Source organism: Jeotgalibacillus terrae, from assembly GCF_016908195.1.
Taxonomy (GTDB): domain Bacteria; phylum Bacillota; class Bacilli; order Bacillales; family Jeotgalibacillaceae; genus Jeotgalibacillus; species Jeotgalibacillus terrae.
Map to the genome: position 1 here is coordinate 122,489 of NZ_JAFBDK010000003.1, position 21,099 is coordinate 143,587.

Below are 21,099 nucleotides of genomic sequence, written 5' to 3' on the forward strand. Positions count from 1 at the left end.
AATAAATGTATCTTAACACCTGGAGGAAATAGCCATGACAATTCTTGAAGCGAAAAAAATTCATAAGTTCTACGGAAATAAATTTACAAAGCAGGAAGTCTTAAAGGGCATTGATATCAGCATTCAAAAAGGTGAGTTCGTGACCATCATGGGCGCATCTGGCTCAGGTAAAACCACTCTTTTAAATATACTGTCAACGATCGACCGGCTGAGCCACGGCTCTTTAGTCATTGAAAATGAGGATCTGACAAAAAGTAAGGAAAAGAAGCTCGCTGAATTCAGAAAGCACCATTTAGGATTTGTTTTTCAGGACTATAACCTGCTCGATACGCTGACTGTTAAAGAAAATATTCTGCTTCCCCTTTCGATCACTAGTACTTCTAAAAAAGAAGCACACGCTAAGTTTCAAAGTGTTGCAGAAGACCTTGGAATTGAAGATATTGCGGGGAAGTACCCGAACGAAATTTCTGGTGGTCAGAAGCAGCGGACCTCTGCTGCACGCGCATTTATTCATGAGCCCAGCATCATCTTTGCTGATGAGCCGACTGGTGCGCTTGATTCTAAAGCGGCATCTGACCTGCTTGGCAAGCTGACCCATTTAAATGAAAAACGCCAGGCAACAATTGTGATGGTCAGTCACGACCCGGTAGCAGCAAGTTACAGCAGCCGCGTCATCTTTATTAAAGACGGCCAGATTTATACGCAGCTGAATAAAGGTGATGAAAGCCGGAATTCATTCCTGAAGGATATTATGAAAACGCAGGGCGTGCTGGGTGGTGTGCAGTATGAGCATTAATCAGCTGATCTTCCGCAGTTTCCGGAAGAACCTGAAAAGCTATTATCTGTACGTCTTTGCACTGATCTTCAGTGCTGCTCTCTATTTTGCGTTCGTCACACTGCAGTTCGATCCATCAATGGATGAAACCTCAGGATCAGTAAAAGGTGAAGCAGGGATCAGAGCGGCTTCTGTTCTATTAATTGGGATTGTAACGATCTTTTTGCTATATGCAAATAATTTATTTATTAAACGCCGGAGTAAAGAAATTGGCTTGTTCCAGCTGATCGGTATGACGAAAAATCGGATTTTTGCCATTCTGAGCGCTGAAAATTTATTGCTTTATTACAGCTCTCTTATCGTTGGAACAGCGCTCGGCTTTGCCATTTCAAAATTGGTCGCGATGACCTTTTTCAAATTAACAGGCGTGGATGAAACGGCAACACTCAGTTTTTCCGGAGCTGCATTTATACAGACATTACTGGTTTTCAGCGCTGTGTATGTATTGATTATGGTGATGAACTTCTTATATATCAAACGCCAGACCATACTTTCCCTTTTTCATGTGAAAAGTAAAGCTGAGAGCAGAGTCAAAAAGATATCCTTCCTTGAAATGCTGATTGGCATCCTCGGAATCTCTCTCATTGCGACTGGCTATTATGTATCTGCACGCCTGTTTGATGGGGATTTCTCATCGATGACTCAACTGTTTCTGGCGATGATCTTTATACTTGGAAGTGTGATTATCGGGACTTACTTTTTTTATAAAGGTTCAGTCAGCTTTATCGCAAATATAATCAGAAAAAACAAAGGAGGCTACCTGAATATTAATCAGGTCATGTCCCTCTCTTCTATCATGTTCCGGATGAAATCAAATGCGCTACTGCTGACGATTATCACAACAGTATCAGCTCTAGCAATCGGGCTGCTGTCGTTAAGCTATATCTCCTACTACTCTGCTGAAAGATCGGCTGAGACTCCTGCTCCTGATGACTTTATATTCATTACTGAAGAGAACGCAGAAGCATTTGGCAGCGTCTTAAGTGAAAACGGCATTGCTTACAGCGAAAAACAGATTGATGTGATCCAGGCAGATATAGGCATTGAGGAAATTCTGGGTACAGAAATTGAAAATATGCAGTTTGATCCTAATCGGATGAATATGTCGGTCGTCAGTGATCGACAGGTTGAAGGCGTTGATGTGAGTATAGATGACATTTTGTTCTCAGGTTCAAGTGATGCAATCCAGGCACTGATGAACCTGCAGAATGCAGGAACACTTACACTTTATACTGCTACAGATGAGATTGAAAAAGAATATGCCGGATTGAGGGACGACTATGTATTACCTTCTATCTTCACCGGCGGCTTACCGGCAGTAGTGGTTGATGAAGCAGTATATGACAGGCTGGCTGAAGATGTGGATGAGGAACTCCAGCGTGAGGCTTCTTTGTATGTCGGTCTTACACTGGAGGATCCGGAAACCATTGAAAAAGCTGATGAACTGTTCCACAGCATGCCATTCAGTGAAGAAGCCGGGAGTGCCTCACAATATTCTATGGAACGCATGCAGAAATTGAGTATGGGCTTCATCATGTTTGTGGTCGGCTTCCTCGGACTCACCTTCCTGATCACATCAGGCTGCATTCTTTACTTTAAGCAGGTAGAAGAAGGTGATGAAGAACAGCCGAATTACAGGATTCTGAGAAAGCTTGGCTTCACCCGGCAGGATCTTCTGAAGGGCATCCTTCAAAAGCAGGTCATCAACTTCGGAATTCCACTCACAGTCGGCCTCCTGCACAGCTACTTTGCTGTCAGATCAGGCTGGTTCTTCTTCGGAACCGAGCTGTGGACACCGATGATTATTGTGATGGTTTTGTATGCCGGACTATATTCAATCTTTGGGATATTGTCGGTGGTTTATTATAAAAAAGTGATCAGGACGGCTTTGTGACGTCAGTTAATTAAAAAGACTCCCCGCATCATGTAATTGAATGGTGACGGGGATTTTTTGAATTTTCACCTCACTGTTCTCATCAATATTTAATACAAATAAATTCAGATCCATCATCTACTCAGAATAATAGGATTTCTATTATGAAATAAACATTTTTATTGAATGCTAAATATCACTGATAGGAGAGATAACACAAAACTCTTTCAAAAAAACCTTGACCTCTCTTCACATTTTTTATAAGATAAAACAGAAAATTATGAACAAATCTTGAACTTTCTTTAGAGTCCCTCAAATCTCAGACTGATATGAATAGCGATCCTGTTCCTCTGCCAGCTGAAAATTGAAAGCGCTTTAGAGATCATAGTGGTTATCTACAGCGAACCTGTATGTTTAGCTACCGTCACACATTTCCGGGCACTATTGCCAGGAAACCGTTGTGGCGGTTTTTTATGTCAAAAAACGACAAAAGGGGTATGAAAGATGAAAAAGACAAAAAATCGCTGGCTCATTGCTTTGTCAGCTGTCGGGATTCACATCTCAATCGGGTCAGTCTATGCATGGAGTAATTTCACGAATCCGCTCATTGATGAATTTGGCTGGAGTTCAAGTCAGGTACAGCTCACATTCAGTCTTGCGATTCTCTTCCTCGGGCTTTCAGCAGCTTTCATGGGTCACTTTGTTGAAAAGCACGGACCGAGAAAATCAGGAATTGTCGCAGCAGTGTTTTTTGGGATTGGTGTTACAGGCTCAGGATTTGCCGTTCAGCTTGGCTCATTACCACTGCTCTATTTATTCTATGGCGTATTCGGCGGGATCGGGCTTGGAGTTGGCTATATCGCACCTGTTTCCACACTCGTCAAATGGTTCCCTGACCGCCGCGGACTGGCAACAGGCCTTGCTATCATGGGATTTGGGTTCGCAGCAGCAATTGCAAGTCCTGTCATGAACAGCCTGATCACATCCATCGGAATTGCAGGCACATTTTTCACTTTAGGTATTGTTTATTTTGCCGTGATGTTCCTGTCATCACTTTATCTTGAACGTCCGGCAGCTGACTGGGCACCAAAGGGCTTTAATGCTGAGAATCCGGACAAAAAGAAAAAAGCACCGCAGGATCTCTCTCAGCTTACTGCTAATGAAGCAATTAAAACAAAGCGTTTTTACTATTTGTGGCTGATGCTATTCATTAATGTCACGTGCGGAATCGCTATTCTTTCAGCTGCAAAACCACTCGCTGAAGAGAGTATCGGCCTGTCAGTTGAAGAGGCTGCCATCCTTGTCGGGGCCCTCGGTATTTTTAACGGCCTTGGCAGAATCGGATGGGCCTCAGTATCAGATTTTATCGGCAGAACAAATACATACACGACGTTTTTCGTTCTGCAGGCTGCACTGTTCTTCATGCTGCCACTGACGTCAGAAGCGATTCTGTTTCAGATTATGCTCGCTGTTATTTACACATGCTACGGTGGCGGATTTGCATCTATTCCGGCTTATATCGGAGACATGTTTGGCACAAAACAGCTCGGTGCGATTCATGGTTATATTTTGACTGCATGGGCAGCAGCTGGGCTTGCAGGACCACTGTTTGCCGCATGGATTAAGGATACTACAGGAAGCTATGCAAACAGCCTGAACTTCTTTGCAGCACTGTTTCTTGTCGCACTTGTGATTTCATTCCTGACGCGGATGGATATTAACAAACTGAAGCGCGAGAACAGCGCGAAAGAAGCGGACAAGCTGGCCGGATAAAAAAATAGTATACATTTCATTTCATTTCAGTGCTATCATAATAAGTGTAAATAAATGAAGAGGGATTGTCGTAACTTTGAGTAAATACGAAGCTGAATTCAGCAACCTTGTAAGAGCATTCAGAAAGCGTCATATGGGCAAAGGCCCAAGCCAGATCAAGACAACTTTCTGTAAAAACTGGGCGATCTGTGAAATGGAAGGAAATCTTTCACCAGTTGAAAAGTTCATCGCAGGGGCGAATGAAGGAAAACAAATGCTCCGTGCAGCGAGAACAGAAATGGTCAAAGACCTCTATCAGAAACATAGACCGGTTGAAATGGAAGAACTGGTCGGCGCAAATTTCGTTGATCTGTATGTGGATATCAATATAGAAAAAGACGCAGGCATGTCCATATTCATTTTCGATGAAAACCTTGAAGATAAACTGCGTGACAACTAATTGCATAAATCGTGGATTGGCACTTGGCAGCGATCCTGTTAAAGACTAACCACCTGGGATTACCGTTCTACTTGAGCGGTATTTCAGGTGGTTTTTTTATTTAAAAAACTGACTTTGTTAAAGGGGGCTGTTGATTTCCGCTCCAGGGGGAACGCTTTCCGCAGGGCGTGCGGTAAGCCTCCTCGGGCTTCGCCCTGCGGGGTCTCACCTGTCACGCTTCTCCTGCTGGAGTCGTCCCCTTCCGCTACAATCAACAGCTGTGCCAAAACAATATTGGTCTTTAACATAGCTAAAAACTTAGAAAAAGGATGATTATAATGGGAAAAACACAACATCCGGGACCGGTAAAAATTTCTAAAAAACCTGATCCGTCACTATGGGTCAGTAAAGTTCCATTCGGTGTCGGCAAAATTAAACCACATCACTTTACAGATACGGCAAAAATCGCATGGAAAAACCGCGATAACCTCGGCTATGCTACATCCATCATTACAAAAGGCGTATGCGACGGCTGTGCGCTTGGCGTATCCGGTCTTTATGATCAGACACTGAAAGGCCCCCACGTCTGCACAACCCGCCTGAATGTACTCAGACTGAACACCATGCCGGCAGTAAAGCCCGACATTCTACACGCAGATATTGATGAACTGCGACAGTATTCAAGTGCAGAGCTGCGTGAACTAGGCCGCATTCCATACCCGCTAATCAGAAGACCGGGCGAGCGCAAATTCTCCCGTCTCAGCTGGGATGAGGCAATGGATATCATTGCAGCAAAAATGAAAAAGCTTGATCCGAAGCAGTATGCAATGTTTCTGACAGCGCGCGGGATTACAAATGAGTCCTACTACGTTGCAGGAAAAGTTGCACGTTTCCTTGGTACAAATCATATCGACAATGCATCAAGAATCTGTCACTCACCGAGTAAGACAGCGCTGAAGCGTTCAATCGGAGTCGGCGCAAGTACATCCAACTATCTTGACTGGATCGGAACGGATGTCCTGTTATTCTGGGGAAGCGTTGCATCAAACTCGTCACCTGTATCAACGAAATATATGCTTGCTGCAAAGAAAAAAGGAACGAAAATTATTGTCGTCAACCCTTACCGCGAGCCTGCAATGGACAACTACTGGGTCCCTTCAAACATGGAATCAGCCATGTTTGGCACAAAAATTGCTGATGATTTTTATCAGGTCAATATCGGTGGAGACATCGCCTTTATGCACGGGATCATGAAGCACTGGTTTGAAATGGAGCAGGAAAAAGAAGGTTCAGCGATTAACCATTCATTTGTTAAAGAGCATGTGAACGGATATGAAGAACTCAAGCAAACGGTGATGGCTCAGTCATGGGAAGACATTGTTGAATCATCAGGTGTGCCAAAAGAGCGGATTATTGAGCTTTCAACACTGCTTGCTAATAGTAAAAATGCAGTATACGCATGGGCGCTTGGCCTGACAATGCATTCTTTCGCAACAGATAACATCTCTCAGGTAGCTAACCTTGCCCTGCTGCGCGGTCATCTTGGTCGTGAGCACGCCGGACTGATGCCGTTTCGCGGACACTCATCTGTTCAGGGAAGCGGTGAAATGGGTGCCGATCCTTTCGTCCTGCCGGGCAGTGACTTTAACGATGCGAACATTGAGCGTATGGAGAAGCTGTGGAACTTTGAGATTCCAAAATGGCAGGGTGATATTGTCGGCGTTACGCTTGAAAATGCCGTACTGCCTAAAGATCATGAGCGTAAAATTAAGCTTTATTATCTTTCAGGAGGTAACTTCCTTGAAACGATGCCTGACCCAGATTTTGTTGAACAAGCACTATCAGAACTCGATATCCGCGTGCATCAGGATATTATTTTAAATACAAGTACGCTTGTTGACGCAAAAGAAGCAGTCATCGTCCTCCCTGCCAAAACGCGTTATGAACAGGAAGGCGGCGGAACGAGCACGTCTACTGAACGCATGGTCTACTTCTCACCGGAGATTGAAGGCAATAAAAATCAGGTTGAAGAAGCGCGTGCTGAATGGAAGATCTATATCGACCTTGCAAAACGCGTGAAGCCTGAGACCGCTCACCTTGTTGATTTTAAAGATGGACAGGCAATTCGTGAAGAAATTGCCAAAGCCAATACAAACTATGATGGCGTTCAGCATTTGAAAAAGCAGGGAGATGTCTTCCAGTGGGGCGGCGCATGGCTTTGTGAAGACGGGATCTGTCCCACACCTGATGGTAAAGGAAATCTTATTTCAGTGGATATCCCTGACCTTGGCAAAAAAGACGGACAGTTCGTCGTCACGTCACGCCGCGGTAAGCAGTTCAATTCAATGGTATATAAAGAAAAGGATCCGTTTAATAATGCGGGCCGCTATGATGTGCTGATGAATGCTGAAGATGGAAGAAGACTGAGCATTGCTGAAGGCGAAGGTATTGTTGTTTATAATGGATTCGGTGTTTTCCAGGGCCGTGCGAAGTTCGTTGATATTGCAAAAGGCAATCTTGAAGTGCACTTCCCTGAAGGTAACTTCCTCCTTCCACGCGGCCGCTATGAGAAATACGCGGGAATTCCAGATTACAATATTACTGTAACAGTTGAAAAGGCTGAGCGCTTCAACGCACGTAAGGATACACAGTATCTTGAAAAGCGCATTGACGACCTTGAAACTGAAGCGAACTAATGAGGTGATCACGGTGAATGAAGAAGTGATGGAACAGAGAACGATCATCCGCTATGATGGTGAGTCGCTGAGTGAAACAGATGATCAGATCGCAACCGAATATGCGATGACGATCTACGTGAACGGTGAGGAATTCGCAACGATGGTCTGCACCCCCTCTCACCTTGAGGAACTGGTCATCGGATTTCTCGCTTCAGAAGGGATGATCAGAAGAGTGGATGAAATTGAGTCGCTTGAGATCAATGAGGATCGCGGTTTCGCCTATGCTGAACTTGTGAATAAAACCCCTGCCGGCAGGGAGTTTCACTCAAAGCGATTTATCGGCTCATGCTGCGGCAAAAGCAGACAGTTTTATTTCCAGAATGACGTAAAAACAGCTAAAACCATTGCTAAAAAGTCCACCATTCCGGTCAGAAACTGTCTGAGCCTCATGAAACAAATGCAGGAAAGCTCAACAGATTTTCAAAAGACAGGCGGGCTGCATAACGCAGCACTCTGTACAACAGATGATATTGTCATCTCCCACTCTGATATTGGACGTCACAACGCACTTGACAAGATTTACGGTCACTGTCTGAAAAACCGGATTCCGTTAAAAGGCAAAGTCATTGTCTTCAGCGGCCGGATCTCTTCTGAAGTGCTGCTGAAAGTTTCAAAGATCGGTGTCGGAATCGTGCTATCAAAATCAGCGCCGACTACGCTTGCGATTGAGCTTGCACATGATCTTGGGATTACAGCGTGCGGATTTATCAGAGGAAACAGTTTGAATATTTATAGTCATGCGGATAGGATTACAGGATAAGACCGGGTTTGGGCCCGGTCTTTTTTCTATTAATATAGCTATGTTAAAGCCTAATGTTGTTTTAGCACAGCTGGTGATTGCAGCGTAAGGGGGACGACTCCAGCAGGAGAAGCGTGACAGGTGAGACCCCGCAGACGCACAGCGTCGAGGAGGCTCACCGCACGCCCTGCGGAAAGCGTTCCCCCTGAAGTGGAAATCAACAGCCACTTTCATCAGAACTTTTAATATAAAAAAGCGAACCTGAGATAAACCCAGATCCGCTCTTACCTATTGTTTCACAACGCCCTTTATCAATACTTCTCCAGTATCTGTTTTAAGACTAATATCCTTAAGAGACTCATCAGGGAATTGAAGGCTTGTTAACGCATACTCTCCTTCATTCAAAAGCAACTCCACTGAAAATGTATCAATGACCATTGTAAGCTGAAGTTCTGTCAGATCTCTGAAGAACAATTCCTGATCTTTTGAAAACAGCTCTGAGAAATCAACTTTTCCTGAATTTGAACGTTTGAAAGAGAGTTTTTTCTCGTTAAAATTGAACTGAATGACAGTATGCGTCTGATCAGAATAGTTCAATGCGATTTGGAGTTCTCCGCTCTTTGGACATGGTGTATTCAAATCAAGATACACAGGGCCCTGTTCAACATCAATGTTGATCCCGCTTGAATCTACCGTTCTTTCAATTTCAGTTGTGTGATTGAACCATTGATTAAGCTCCTTGGGAAAATGCTGAACCAGCTTTGTATGACCTTCGCATTCTTTCAAAGTCAGCTCACGCGGCAGTGTCATCTGACTTCTCCAGCCATCCGTTGGCACCTGATTGGCATAACGCCAATTACTCATCCAGCCGATCAGAATTCTGCGACTGTCTTCTTTCGGAATGTCTGAAAAAGTGACGCCTGCATATTGATCCCGTCCATCGTCCAGCCACTTCGCCTCACTGTGTTCTGAGATAAATGCTTTTCCGTCAAACGATCCTGTGAAATACTGCGTGCGGGATCCGTAAGCAAGGCCTTCTCCGTCACCAATACTGACAATCATGACCCACTTGTCTTCATTTGTTCCTTCAACTTTCAGCGCAAATAAATCCGGACATTCCCATACGCCTTCATGTGAACCGATATTTGTGCCAAACTCACTTTCAAATACCCAGTGGATCAAATTTTGTGATGAGTAGATTGAGATTGTCTGACCTGTAGCCAGTACCATCACCCATTTATCTGACTCATCGTGCCAAAACACCTTCGGGTCTCTGAAATCCGGATTTGACGGATGACTCAGCACAGGATTTCCTTCATACTTTATCCATGTTTTGCCCGAGTCTGTGCTGTAGGCAAGACTCTGTGACTGAACAATCCCCGAATCTGTTTCTTTGTGATGCGTAAAGATCGCAACAAGCCCTGGTCCATCATTGAAGAAACCAGTCGTATTGTGCCAATCCACTACTGCACTCCCGGAGAAAATCGTACCATGCTGATCAGGGTACAAGGCAATCGGCAGCTCTTCCCAGTCAATCAGGTTACTGCTTACTGCATGTCCCCAGTGCATTGGCCCCCATGTAGTGCCATTAGGGTGATACTGATAAAAAAGATGGTATTCATTGTTGAAAAATACAAGCCCGTTAGGATCATTCATCCAGTTTTTCTCAGGCGCATAATGCAGGTAAGGTCTGGAGGGATTCACTTTAGTTATACTCATGCTCCGCCCTCCATATGCTGATCGAAGCCTCGCTGCTTAATTTCCAGCCAATCTGATAAGCCCAGTCTTTCCAGCTCAGCCAGATAATCTTCCCACTCTTCTTCAACCATTCCGTTAGTGATCCATTCTGCACGTTTTCGTTGTACATAAGGAATCAGATCCGCTTCCACTTCAGCCAGACGCTCCAGATCTTCTGCTGGGAAAAATACTTTTGGATAAATGTGATCAGCAGTCATATCCGGTACCATTACTTCCTTCATCAGATCAAGTCTCCAAGCTGCATCTTCAGGTTTCGTTGTTACACTTCCATAGTATTCATCCAAAATCGCAAGCGGTCCGCCAATTGAAGTTTGTTCTCTTAATTCTACAGGTGCAGTGCCTTCAAGTGGTAAATGCTTTAACATAGATGCTGTTTCATCATATTCGAAAATGTTCTGCTTTTCAGTATCACCATATGTTCCCCAGTTGTTTTGGACAGACTGTGTTGGATCATAGAGCTGATCAATCCATTTAGCTGTGAGCTCCAGGTTTTGATTCGAACTTGTAATGACCATTTTCGCTCTGTCAAAGCCCATTCCGTTTGTGCGGGCAACATTCTTATGACCATCAGGGCCTTCAAGAGCAGGCATTAATGTATACTGTTCATTCATGCCGGTAATATTTCCTTTATCCCAGGTGAAATAGAGTCCGTAGCGATTTTCTCTTCCCTTCGCAAGATACGTATTCCAGTCCTGTTCAAAAGCTTCTACATCCATCAGGTCTTCTTCATACAGCTCATTGAAAAACTTCATTGCTTCTTTATAACCTTCATCAGCAGCAGTTAATTTCACTTCTCCATCATTCGTTACAACGGTATGGTCCCAGTTATCTCCAAGACCAAATGATCCGAATAAAAATGAAAGATCCTCTCCACCATGATTGATAATGAAAGACATTGGAATGGTCTGTCCATCACCAGCCGGGTCGTTATCTCTGAAAGCAATTAACACTTCTTTCAGTTCTTCCGTTGTTTCTGGTACTTCAAGCCCCAGTTCATCCAGCCACTCCTGGTTGATCCATGGGAATGCATCAACTGAATGAATACTTTCTTTACCTGATCCAAGCTCTTCAATCCACGGGAAAGAATAAATGTGCCCATCAGGAGCAGTCATCATTGATTTATATTCCGGTGCCTTCTCAAATACGGCCTGTAAGTTAGGCATATGATCTTCAATCAGATCTTCGACTGCAATAATACTGCCGTCTTCTGCAAGATTTAACAGCTCGTTGTCACTCAGTGCAGCATTCATAATCGCGTCAGGGTGATCCCCGCTCGCCATCGCAAGATTCCGTTTTTCTACAAAGGAATCAGACGTATAATTGGTCCATTCAACCTTTACACCTGTTTCTTCCTCCATCCGCTGTAAGATCAGCTTATCGTTCGGATCCTCAGGTGCAATTGGAGAACTCTGAGTCATAAATTTCAGCGTGACTTCTTCCTCTAGAGGAAACGTAATATCAGACAGACCATAATCTTCAGATGCAGCATTGTCCCCGGAATTACATCCCGATACGATCAGTGCGCCAGCAGCAATCGGCATCATTACTCTTAACATTTTCTTCATTGATAAAACCCCCATTTTATTATTTTAATGACCCGACCATGACACCTTTTTCAAAGTATTTCTGGAAGAACGGGTACATGATTAACAGCGGAAGACTGGCAACAACTATAGATGAGTACTTGATCATTTCTGAAATCCGCTGAAGTTCGGCTCTGGCCATTTGATCGCCAATCATGCCGGGCTGGACTTCGTTTTGAATCAGGATCGATCGTAAGACCAGCTGAAGCGGATGCAGTTCTCTGTCTTCGAGATAGATCATTGCATCAAAGTAAGCATTCCACTGGCCAATGAACGCATATAGCGCCAGTACAAAAATAATCGGCTTGGACAATGGAAGAATAATTTTCAGGAAAATCATGAAGTCAGACGCGCCATCTATTCTGGCTGCTTCTTTTAACTCATTTGGAATCGCCTTAAAATAGGTTCTTGCTAAAATGATGAACCATACTGAAATGGCGTTTGGTAGAATGATTGCCCAGACCGTATTCAGCATGCCAAGATCTCTGACCAGAAGGTACGTTGGAATCAGACCTCCATTGAAGAACATGGTCACGATGAAAAAAATCATGATTGTTTTTTTGCCGACCAGACCATTCTGCGATAGCGTATATCCGGCAAGAATACTGACCACTACGGTTACCAACGTAAATCCTGTGGCATATAAAACAGAGTTAAAAAATCCTCTTAAAATGGTGCCGTCTGCAAATAATCTTGCATAGCCATCAAGACTGAAATCAGAGAAACTAAGCATGATCCCTTTATTTAAAAGGGTGTTAGGCTGAAGAAATGAAGACAGAAATACGTACAGTAATGGCAGCAATACAAGCAGTGAAACAATCACCAGCAACATTTTATTCACTGTTAAAAGAATACGGTCGCTTTTTGTTAAATTCATTTTATTACCCCTTTCTACATGAGACCTTCGCCTTCATTTAGTTTTTTAACGACGCTGTTCACAAAGACTAAAAGGAATACATTGATGACTGCGTTAAACAATCCGACTGCAGTTGCAAATGAATAATCTCCTGCCTGGAGTCCGAGCTTATAGACATAGGTTGGAATAATTTCAGATGCAGGTATATTCATAGATGTCTGAAGCAGATAAGCTTTTTCAAAACCAATCGCCATAATGCCACCTGCTGCAAGAATGAACAGGACTGCCATCACAGGCTTTAATACCGGCAGATCGATATGCCAGATTCTTCTTAACAGTGAAGCACCATCAATTTTTGCCGCATCGTGAAGCTGCGGATCAACATTCGCTAAAGCTGCTACATAGATAATGGATGCCCACCCGGCTCCCTGCCAGATCCCTGAAATAATATAGATCGAGCGGAATGCGTCCGGATCTGACATGAAAGAATACGAGTTTCCCGTCACGAGTGTAATGAGAGAGTTAATCGGTCCTGTAGGTGAGAGAAATAAAAATACCATTCCGGAAATGACGACCACGGAAATAAAGTGTGGTGCGTACAAAATCAGCTGGATATTTTTCTTAGCATTCGCCCTTCTGATCTGATTGAGCATTAAGGCTAAAATGATCGGAATCGGAAACCCGAGCAGTAATTCAAAGGAACTCAATTTCAGTGTGTTCATAAATATATTCAGGAAATTTGGAGAGGTCAGGAATCCTGTGAAGTGTTCGAGTCCTACCCATTCACTTCCCAAAATCCCCCGCATCGGGCTGAAATCTTTAAAGGCTATCACCGCACCGTACATCGGAATGTATTTGAAAATAATCGTCAGAATAATGGCCGGGGCGATAAAAAGATATAACAGATAGTTCTTTTTGATATACTCAAGGTTTTTGTTTTTCTTTTTTCCCGGCTGATGGTCCTGCTTATTTTCCGGCTCTTTTTGCTTTTGATGCTGAACGTGTTCTTCCTGTAATTCTCTGGCTGCATTTTGCATTGTATCCCCCCTGTTTAGAAAGCGTTTTCATAAGTTGATTTCAATATAACAGAGAAAAAATAGAGGCTATTTTAAAATCTTTGGAATTGGACTTTCATTTTTTTCGGGTTGTGAACACATAAAAAAAAGATCCGCTGAACGGACCTTTACTGGGGAAATGAATATATATCGTTTGCATAGCTGTTTTGTTCCTGAATCCCGTTATCTATTTTATTTACCGCCCGATCAGCAGCTTCTTTTACTTCTGCATTCTCTATAACAATTTCCTCAAAAAGCGTTTTGATCGCATCACTTAAAAACGGATAAGCTGGAGTGACCGGACGGCTTTTGGAATAGATCTGAGACTGAGTCAGAAAGATATTTTCAGGATACTCAAGAAATTCCGGAAAGGATTGCACAATAGATTGCCGTGCAGGTGGTTCTCCAGTCTGATCAACATAAATACTCATTGCCTCATAGTCTGTCATATAAGAAATGAACGTCCAGGCTTCATCAGGATATTGCGTATTGGATGAGATGCCCATCGACCAGCCTCCATTTGGTGCAACCTGTGCAGTGCCTTTCGGGAGCGGGGCAATATCGAAGTCTTCTCCAAGTTCAAAATCCGGATCCGTTTCTTTCAGTCTGCTTAATTCCCATGAACCAAACACACTCATCCCAAGCTTCCCATTTTCAAATGCTCTGGGCGGCAGCTGAACTTCAGCTACATCATAGCGGTGATACAAATCCTTATAAAATGTCAGGGCTTCAATTGATGCAGGCGCATTCAGATATCCATCTGCCGTTGAACCATCAGGACTCAGTAATTCCCCTCCAAACTGCCAGATGAGAGGTGACTTAAAATAAGAAGCCGCCTCTCCTCCGGGGAAACCCTGTGCCGGATCAATTCCAATGACCCCTTTGTCAGGATCTGTGATTTTTTGGGCAGCCGCAAGCACTTCATCCCACGTCATTGGATCATGCGGATTTTTTGATGGGAAAGGAATACCCGCCTCCTGAAAGAGATGACGATTATAATACAGCGCTGCTCCAGGCTGTACGAGCGGCATCAGATAGACGTCATCCTCATAGCTTACCCCTTCAAGAAGCGCCGGTGGAAGATCTTTATCCAGCCGCTCTTCCAGAAAATGATCTGTTAATGGCTCAAGTACGCCAATGCGCGCATAAAGTGCCAGATTCGGGCTGTCAATCAGCATCAAATCAGGCGGCTTCCCAGTCGCAATTTCTGTACGCAGCTTCAATTCATAATCCCCATACTGAATAGCGTTCATATCTATATCAATATTGGGATAAGCCCGTTCAAAAGACGCGATCATGTATTCGAAGGCCTGATTTTCAGCAACATTTCCATAGTTTCTCCAGAATGTTAATACTGTCTGGTCATCTGTTTCAGTAACCGGTGTGATCGTCATGTCATTCTCTGAATCTATATTGAATCTCACTGCGATCACGACTCCAACAATCATTACAATCATAAGAACTGAAAATATGATTCCCTTCTTCATATCAATCCACTTCCCTGTCAATAGAACCAGTATCCTGCTGCCTGCGGTATTCAACCGGTGAACAGCCATAGTGCTTTTTAAATACGGTACTGAAGTAACCAGCACTCGAGTACCCTGTCAGTTCAGCTACATCGATAATTTTCAGACGATGATCCTTTAAAAAATCTGCCGCTTTCTTCATCCTTACTTTTACAAGGTAATCTGTAAAGTTCTGCCCGGTCTGCTGCTTAAATAACTCTGATAAGTAGGTCCCGTTCATATGAAACAGATCAGAGAGAACTGACAGGGAAATATCTTCAGCATAATGCATATCCAGGTATTGTTTGACTGAATCCGTCACCTTCGAACCTGAAAAACGCACTGAATGTACAGCCTGCGTAATCGTTTCAGAAACAAGAACAATAGAATTCATCACCGTTACATAATTTGTCATCTGACGAACTTCCTGCTGACACAACCAGATGGATTGGGAGATGGATGAGTCATTCAATTCATACTTTTGAACAATGGTCCCTAAAAGAAAAAGAATTCGATTAGCACCCACTGTGAATGAATAAGCTGAATGCTGACCTAACTTCACCAATTCTTTTTTGATTAGATCCGAAACCGGTTTTACATCGCCCTGCTCACTTGCACTCATCATAATTCTTTCAAATTCCGGTGACAGCCCGGTCCCCTGCAAACTGTGCTGATCTTCTCTATACAGATGAGCACCTGCCTCAAGTGGGGATTGACTCCATGCAAGCAGACTTGAAATATACGAATCCTTCATTCTGTCAAAGCCTGTTACGCTTTCTCCTGCGCCGATCACGGTGTATAGATTGAGCAGTGATTTGGATTGATCCTGTACTTTTCTTATAAAGGATTGTTCATCCCTTTGATGTAGCAGACTGACCGCATGAATCAAAGAAGGGTAAGCCGGATTCTCAAACAGCCAGATTTGATCGAATTGACTGCTGATCTCGTTACACAATAATCTGAACGATTCCCACAGCTTTTTAGGTCTTGAGGATTCGCCACCTGTCCCTCTGGCTTCAATTGTTAAGATCCTGATCACTGCATCCGGGTCTGCCAGGTCGTTCAATTGCAATTGCTTCAGCCGTTCACCCACCGCTTCCTGATTCAGCCACTCCCCATTGGCTACGTATAGAAGATACTTCCTGCGTTCATCTTCAAAGGCATATCTCGCTGCTCTTTTCATTTTGTTCAGTTCCTGCTTTTCAACTTTTTCATTCTCTATTTCTTGTTTAATTTTACTGAGGGTTGTTTCAAGGTCATCAGGTGACACCGGTTTGAGTAAGTAATCACTCGCCCCTTCTTTCATCGCATTCTTCACATAGTCAAAATCCGAGTAGCCTGAGAGGACAATGATTTTGATATGCGGAAACTGCTTCTTACATTCTTTAGTGAACGCAAGACCATCCATCATAGGCATTCTCATATCAGTAATCACAAGGTCGGCAGCGTTTGAAGCAAGCTTTTCAAGTGCTTCCTTCCCGTCCGAGGCTTCACCAATCACCTCACATGCCTGATCTGTTAAGTTAAGTTTCAAATACATACCTTTTCTGATCTGGACTTCATCGTCTACGATCATGATCTTCATCATTTTCCACCCCCTCATTTGTATAGAAATAAAGATACATTTCTGTTCCATGACCCGGTCTCGACTTAATGTCATAGCTGAACCTTTCGCCAAAATAAAGCTTCAACCTGCCTATGACATTACGTAAGCCAATGCTGTATCCTTTACTTTTCAGTACATCTGACTCCTCAAAATCCTTTAAGTTTGTAATTAAATCCTCTGTCATTCCTTCACCTTTATCTGAGACAGCTACGATGACGCTATGATTCTGATCAGTGATACTGATGTCAATTTCAGCATGATGCTTTTGCGTGAAGCTGTATTTAACTGCATTTTCAACGAGCGGCTGTAACGTAAACTTTGGAACCAGTAAACCCAGTCCACTGCTATCATCTTTAATGGTTACCTTCAGCTGCTCACCATATCTTATTTTTAAAATGTCAGTATAACTTTTCATATACGTTAATTCTTCAGCGAGCGGGACCTCTGTATGTTCTGTTTTCAGTGAATACCGCAGCATTTTTCCTAACGCTACACTCACATTCATCACTTCCCGGTTCTTCTCCTGCAGAGCCAGACTTCCGATAATCTCAAGCGTATTATTCAAAAAGTGAGGATTGATCTGCAGCAGCAAAGCATTGTATTCAGCGTCCTTACGTCTCAGATTCGCCTTATACTCTGTTTCAATCATGCGATTAAGCTGGTCGATCGTATGATCAGCTGCATGAATCAGGTACCCAACCTCGTCTTTTCCCGACCGCACTGAGGGAAGAGCACTTTTTGCGCCTTTAAAATCTCCCCGTTCAATAAAAGACATCGCTTTTGTTAACCCGCTCACAGGACGTATAATCGTCGATGAGAAAATAAAAGATGCAATCATGGTTAAGATAAAGATGGCAAATGAGATGAATAATAACGTCCGCTGCAGATCGTCAACCTCGCTGAACAGCGCTGATTCTGCGACTTCGTTAATCAGTACCCAATCTGCAAAAGGCAGTTTCTGATAAAAGATGAGAAATTTTCCTCCTTCTTCCACCCGCTCAATCATGCCTTTCTCCAGGTCTGACAGGTTGATCGCCCTGATCGTTTCACTTAGATCTGTCTTCTCAGAAGGGACCTGCTGGCTCAATACCTTTTCAGCATTTGAATCCACTAAATAGGTATAACCTGTTTGAACGACTGCCTGATTATCCAAGGCATTTTCAAGAATATGAGTCGGAAAGCTAACCTTAATGACACCACCGTTCATCATCGTATTCAGATCAAAAAGAGGCACTAGAAAACTATTCACCTGTTGGTTGATCATTTCAGTAGATTGCTGGAAAGAGTCAAGATGCGCACCCGTATAAATACGTTCATCATTTAAGTACTCGCTATACCAGTTTTCAGATGTCCAACCCAAACCTTCTCCCCATACCGTTGCACCATCATTTAAAAAAACGTTAATTGACATTGAATTAGAATTATTGATCATCATGGCTGCTAATTGAGATTCCAGATTCGTCTCAGCCAGAAACTTTTCTCCAACAGTTGCTTCCGGATTTCCATTCACCCTCAACCATTCCTGCGTCAGCTCATTAAGCAGCACCTGCTTACCAATATCTTCAGCCTGTGTAGCGATAGACTCAATATATAAAGAATACTGATCCATTACTTCGACTGATAACTCCCTTGTTTGATCTTTGATCGACTCAGTTAACCAGGCAGGAATGAAAATAGACAACACCAAAAAAGGTATGGTTAATAAAATCGTAAATATAACAAACAGTCTATTTCTCAATGAAAAAAACATGTCATCCCCACCCTCTTCATTCAATTAAGAACTTAGCACACTTATTCGGAATATTCTATATGCTTTTGATTTCTAAAGCGGGTCTAGACAAACATGAAATTTAAATCCAAATGAAAACCCTTACATTTTATATTGACATTCCCCCTTAAATAAAATAATCTAAATAAAACTAGTTAACCGGTTAAACGGAGGTTTTATGAAGAATAGAGTAACGATTCGGGATGTGGCCAGGGCTGCCGGTGTATCCGGAGCTACGGTGTCTTATGTATTAAATAATGTAAAAAAAGTATCTGAGGAAACCTCGCGCCGTGTGCATGAAGCGGTTGAGGAGCTTGGTTATTATCCGGACTATACCGCGATCAGCCTGTCTAAGAAAAAATCGAATTTAATCGGGGTGGTAGCCCCATTTATCAGTAATGCCCCTGCTTCTGTATTTGAAAATAATCAGTATTACGATCATTTTCTGAGCGGTGTAGAGAGTGTTTCAAGAGCCCGTCAATTTGACACAATGATTTCCGGCGTGACAGATCCTGTTGAGTGCATTAACTGGGTCAAGAAAAGAAATCTGGACGGACTGATTTTAATCGGGGCGCTTTCTGATGAGTTGTATCAGGTCATATGCAAAGTAGATCTGCCGATTATCTGTATAGATATTTATGAAGAACACGCTGAACAGTATGTAAATGTAAGAATTGATGATGAAGCTGGCGGTTATCTTGCAGCTAAGCATTTACTGGAGCTTGGTCACCGGGAAATTGCTTTTCTGGCAACCTCCCTGCAGGACAGTTCCGTTGAACAGATGCGTTATGCAGGATTTCAGCGGGCATTTAAAGAGTTTGATGTAAAAGTAGATAAAAGCTTAACTTTCGAGCTTAAGGATCTCACTTTTTCAAATGGGTATGACTGGGGAGTACGATTTGTTCAGGATCAGCTTACCTGCACTGCTGCTGTAACAGTTTCTGATCATATAGCCATTGGTGCGATGAAGGGTCTCAGTAAGAATGGTGTCTCAGTACCTGATGACTTTTCAATCATAGGTTTTGATGATTTAGCAATCAGCCAGTACATTACACCTGAATTAACGACTGTGCGGCAGAATATTTTTGAAAAAGGGTCAATCGCTGCAGATCAGCTTATTCAATCAATAGAGTATCAGACTGCTGCTGTTGAAGTTAAGAAAATGATTCAATTGCCAGTAGAATTAGTAATTCGTGGTTCAACAAAAGAACTTTAACCTCTTTTGTTGAATATTTTTAGCATTAGTTAACCGATTAACCAACCTTTAAAGGAGGTGAACCTCTCCGCTATTCTATTTTAAAAACATGATGTTTGGAGGAAAAATAATGAATAAACTAAAGTTAACCGCCGGGAGTCTGACTTTAATATTGGTTTTATCTGCATGTGCGCCAGAGCGATCACAGGATCAAGGTACTGCAGCTGCTGATGCAGAGTCTGAAGGTCTATTGGTTTGGGCGCCAGATATTGAATTAAGTGCAATTGAATCCCAGGTTGAGGCGTTTACCGAAGAAACTGGTATTCCCGTTGAGGTTGTATCCATGCCTCAGGATGATCAGACTGAAGCCATTGTACTTGACGGTCCTGCCGGTAATGGTCCTGACCTCTTTTATCAGCCAGGGGTTGGGAATTTATCAATTCAGGGTCTTGTACAGCCGGTCGAAGTGGATCAGGAAATACTTGATTCATACTCTTCAGGTTCACTTGAAGCGCTCAGCTACGATGGCGAATTATACGGTCTGCCTGCAGTTGTTGAATCACTTGCACTCTACTACAACAAGTCATTGATTCCGGATGCGCCTGAGACAGTTGAAGATTTGGAAGCTGCTATGGCTGAACTCACTGATGATGCAAATGATCAGTTTGGGTTCTTATATCCTGCAAATGATTTTTATTTCTCTTATCCATTTATGGCCGGGTTTGGCGGATACATCTTTAATGAAGACAGTAATGGATATGTAAGTGATGATGTTGGGCTGGCAAACGAAGGATCTGTTAAAGGTGCCTCGTTAATTCAGAGTTGGTTTGAAAGCGGATACATACCAACAAGTATTACAATTGACGCGGCTAATGGATTATTCATGGATGGTCAGGCTGGTGCGATTATCAATGGACCCTGGGCACGATATGATTTTGAGGAAGCGCTTGGTGAAGACCTTGGCACTGCTCCCCTTCCTATGCTTGAAAATGGAGAACACCCGGAGACATTCCTTGGCACGAAAGGATGGATGCTTTCTTCTTATTCTGATTACCCTGAAGAGGCAACTGATCTGGCCGTACATCTGACAAGTGAAGCTTCTCTCAAGGAAACATTCAGTGCTACAGGAGAAATTCCAGCGAATACAGCTATACTCAATAGTCCTGAATTCACTGAAGACCCAATGCTTGCAGGATTCGCAACGCAGCTTGAGCGTGCACGCCCGTTTCCAAATATCGCAGAACTATCAGCTGTCTGGCAGCCAATGGCAGATGCACTTACCTTTATTATTCAGGGTGATGATCCGGCTGAAGCACTTGAAGAAGGTGTAGAAAAAATAGAAGAAGAAATTGAAATAAATTACGAATAAGGAGAAATATTAGAATGCAGGGCCCCAT

General features: G+C 43.1%; 15 protein-coding genes. 8 read left to right on the forward strand and 7 right to left on the reverse strand.

The features are described from left to right. The first annotated feature begins 34 nt into the window (after positions 1 to 34). From JOD21_RS03745 to fdhD, 6 genes are all read left to right on the forward strand, one after another. Positions 35 to 796 (forward strand): ABC transporter ATP-binding protein, encoded by a 762-nt coding sequence (locus JOD21_RS03745; protein WP_204728325.1) that lies wholly within the window; start codon positions 35 to 37, stop codon positions 794 to 796. Beyond that, entirely contained in the window at positions 786 to 2,729 is a 1,944-nt protein-coding gene (locus JOD21_RS03750; RefSeq protein WP_204728326.1) for an ABC transporter permease, read from the forward strand. Before JOD21_RS03745 ends, JOD21_RS03750 begins: the two co-directional genes overlap by 11 nt. 483 nt (positions 2,730 to 3,212) lie before the next feature. After that, the gene (locus tag JOD21_RS03755; RefSeq protein WP_204728327.1) at positions 3,213 to 4,481 is read left to right on the forward strand and encodes an L-lactate MFS transporter; all 1,269 of its coding nucleotides are present in this window, start codon (positions 3,213 to 3,215) and stop codon (positions 4,479 to 4,481) included. A gap of 76 nt (positions 4,482 to 4,557) precedes the next feature. Beyond that, positions 4,558 to 4,920, forward strand: coding sequence for a Na-translocating system protein MpsC family protein (locus JOD21_RS03760; RefSeq protein WP_204728328.1), 363 nt, complete (start codon positions 4,558 to 4,560; stop codon positions 4,918 to 4,920). Between the two features lie 317 nt (positions 4,921 to 5,237). Continuing rightward, positions 5,238 to 7,595: an FdhF/YdeP family oxidoreductase gene (locus JOD21_RS03765; RefSeq protein ID WP_204728329.1), complete on the forward strand. Its 2,358-nt coding sequence runs from the start codon at positions 5,238 to 5,240 to the stop codon at positions 7,593 to 7,595. A 13-nt stretch (positions 7,596 to 7,608) separates the two neighbouring features. Beyond that, entirely contained in the window at positions 7,609 to 8,397 is a 789-nt protein-coding gene (fdhD, locus tag JOD21_RS03770) for a formate dehydrogenase accessory sulfurtransferase FdhD (protein ID WP_338032866.1), read from the forward strand. Positions 8,398 to 8,664: 267 nt separating this feature from the next. Here the strand turns inward: fdhD and JOD21_RS03775 are convergent, their stop codons facing one another. The 7 genes from JOD21_RS03775 to JOD21_RS03805 all read right to left on the reverse strand — a co-directional run bounded on the left by JOD21_RS03775 (position 8,665) and on the right by JOD21_RS03805 (position 18,489). After that, positions 8,665 to 10,095: a glycoside hydrolase family 32 protein gene (locus tag JOD21_RS03775; RefSeq protein WP_204728330.1), complete on the reverse strand. Its 1,431-nt coding sequence runs from the start codon at positions 10,093 to 10,095 to the stop codon at positions 8,665 to 8,667. Next, the gene (locus tag JOD21_RS03780; RefSeq protein WP_204728331.1) at positions 10,092 to 11,699 is read right to left on the reverse strand and encodes an extracellular solute-binding protein; all 1,608 of its coding nucleotides are present in this window, start codon (positions 11,697 to 11,699) and stop codon (positions 10,092 to 10,094) included. The genes JOD21_RS03775 and JOD21_RS03780 overlap by 4 nt, the downstream gene beginning before the upstream one ends. 19 nt (positions 11,700 to 11,718) lie before the next feature. After that, positions 11,719 to 12,594 (reverse strand): carbohydrate ABC transporter permease, encoded by an 876-nt coding sequence (locus JOD21_RS03785; protein ID WP_204728332.1) that lies wholly within the window; start codon positions 12,592 to 12,594, stop codon positions 11,719 to 11,721. Between the two features lie 14 nt (positions 12,595 to 12,608). Further along, positions 12,609 to 13,610 (reverse strand): ABC transporter permease, encoded by a 1,002-nt coding sequence (locus tag JOD21_RS03790; RefSeq protein WP_204728333.1) that lies wholly within the window; start codon positions 13,608 to 13,610, stop codon positions 12,609 to 12,611. A 146-nt stretch (positions 13,611 to 13,756) separates the two neighbouring features. Beyond that, complete coding sequence (locus JOD21_RS03795) at positions 13,757 to 15,115, reverse strand: ABC transporter substrate-binding protein (protein ID WP_204728334.1); 1,359 nt, start codon at positions 15,113 to 15,115, stop codon at positions 13,757 to 13,759. Position 15,116: 1 nt separating this feature from the next. Continuing rightward, entirely contained in the window at positions 15,117 to 16,721 is a 1,605-nt protein-coding gene (locus JOD21_RS03800; protein WP_204728335.1) for a response regulator transcription factor, read from the reverse strand. After that, entirely contained in the window at positions 16,693 to 18,489 is a 1,797-nt protein-coding gene (locus JOD21_RS03805; RefSeq protein WP_204728337.1) for a cache domain-containing sensor histidine kinase, read from the reverse strand. The genes JOD21_RS03800 and JOD21_RS03805 overlap by 29 nt, the downstream gene beginning before the upstream one ends. Before the next feature lie 196 nt (positions 18,490 to 18,685). On the opposite strand from JOD21_RS03805, the gene JOD21_RS03810 reads away from it, so the two are divergent. Continuing rightward, positions 18,686 to 19,723: a LacI family DNA-binding transcriptional regulator gene (locus tag JOD21_RS03810; RefSeq protein WP_204728338.1), complete on the forward strand. Its 1,038-nt coding sequence runs from the start codon at positions 18,686 to 18,688 to the stop codon at positions 19,721 to 19,723. A gap of 109 nt (positions 19,724 to 19,832) precedes the next feature. Continuing rightward, entirely contained in the window at positions 19,833 to 21,071 is a 1,239-nt protein-coding gene (locus tag JOD21_RS03815; RefSeq protein ID WP_204728339.1) for a sugar ABC transporter substrate-binding protein, read from the forward strand. Positions 21,072 to 21,099 lie beyond the last annotated feature (28 nt).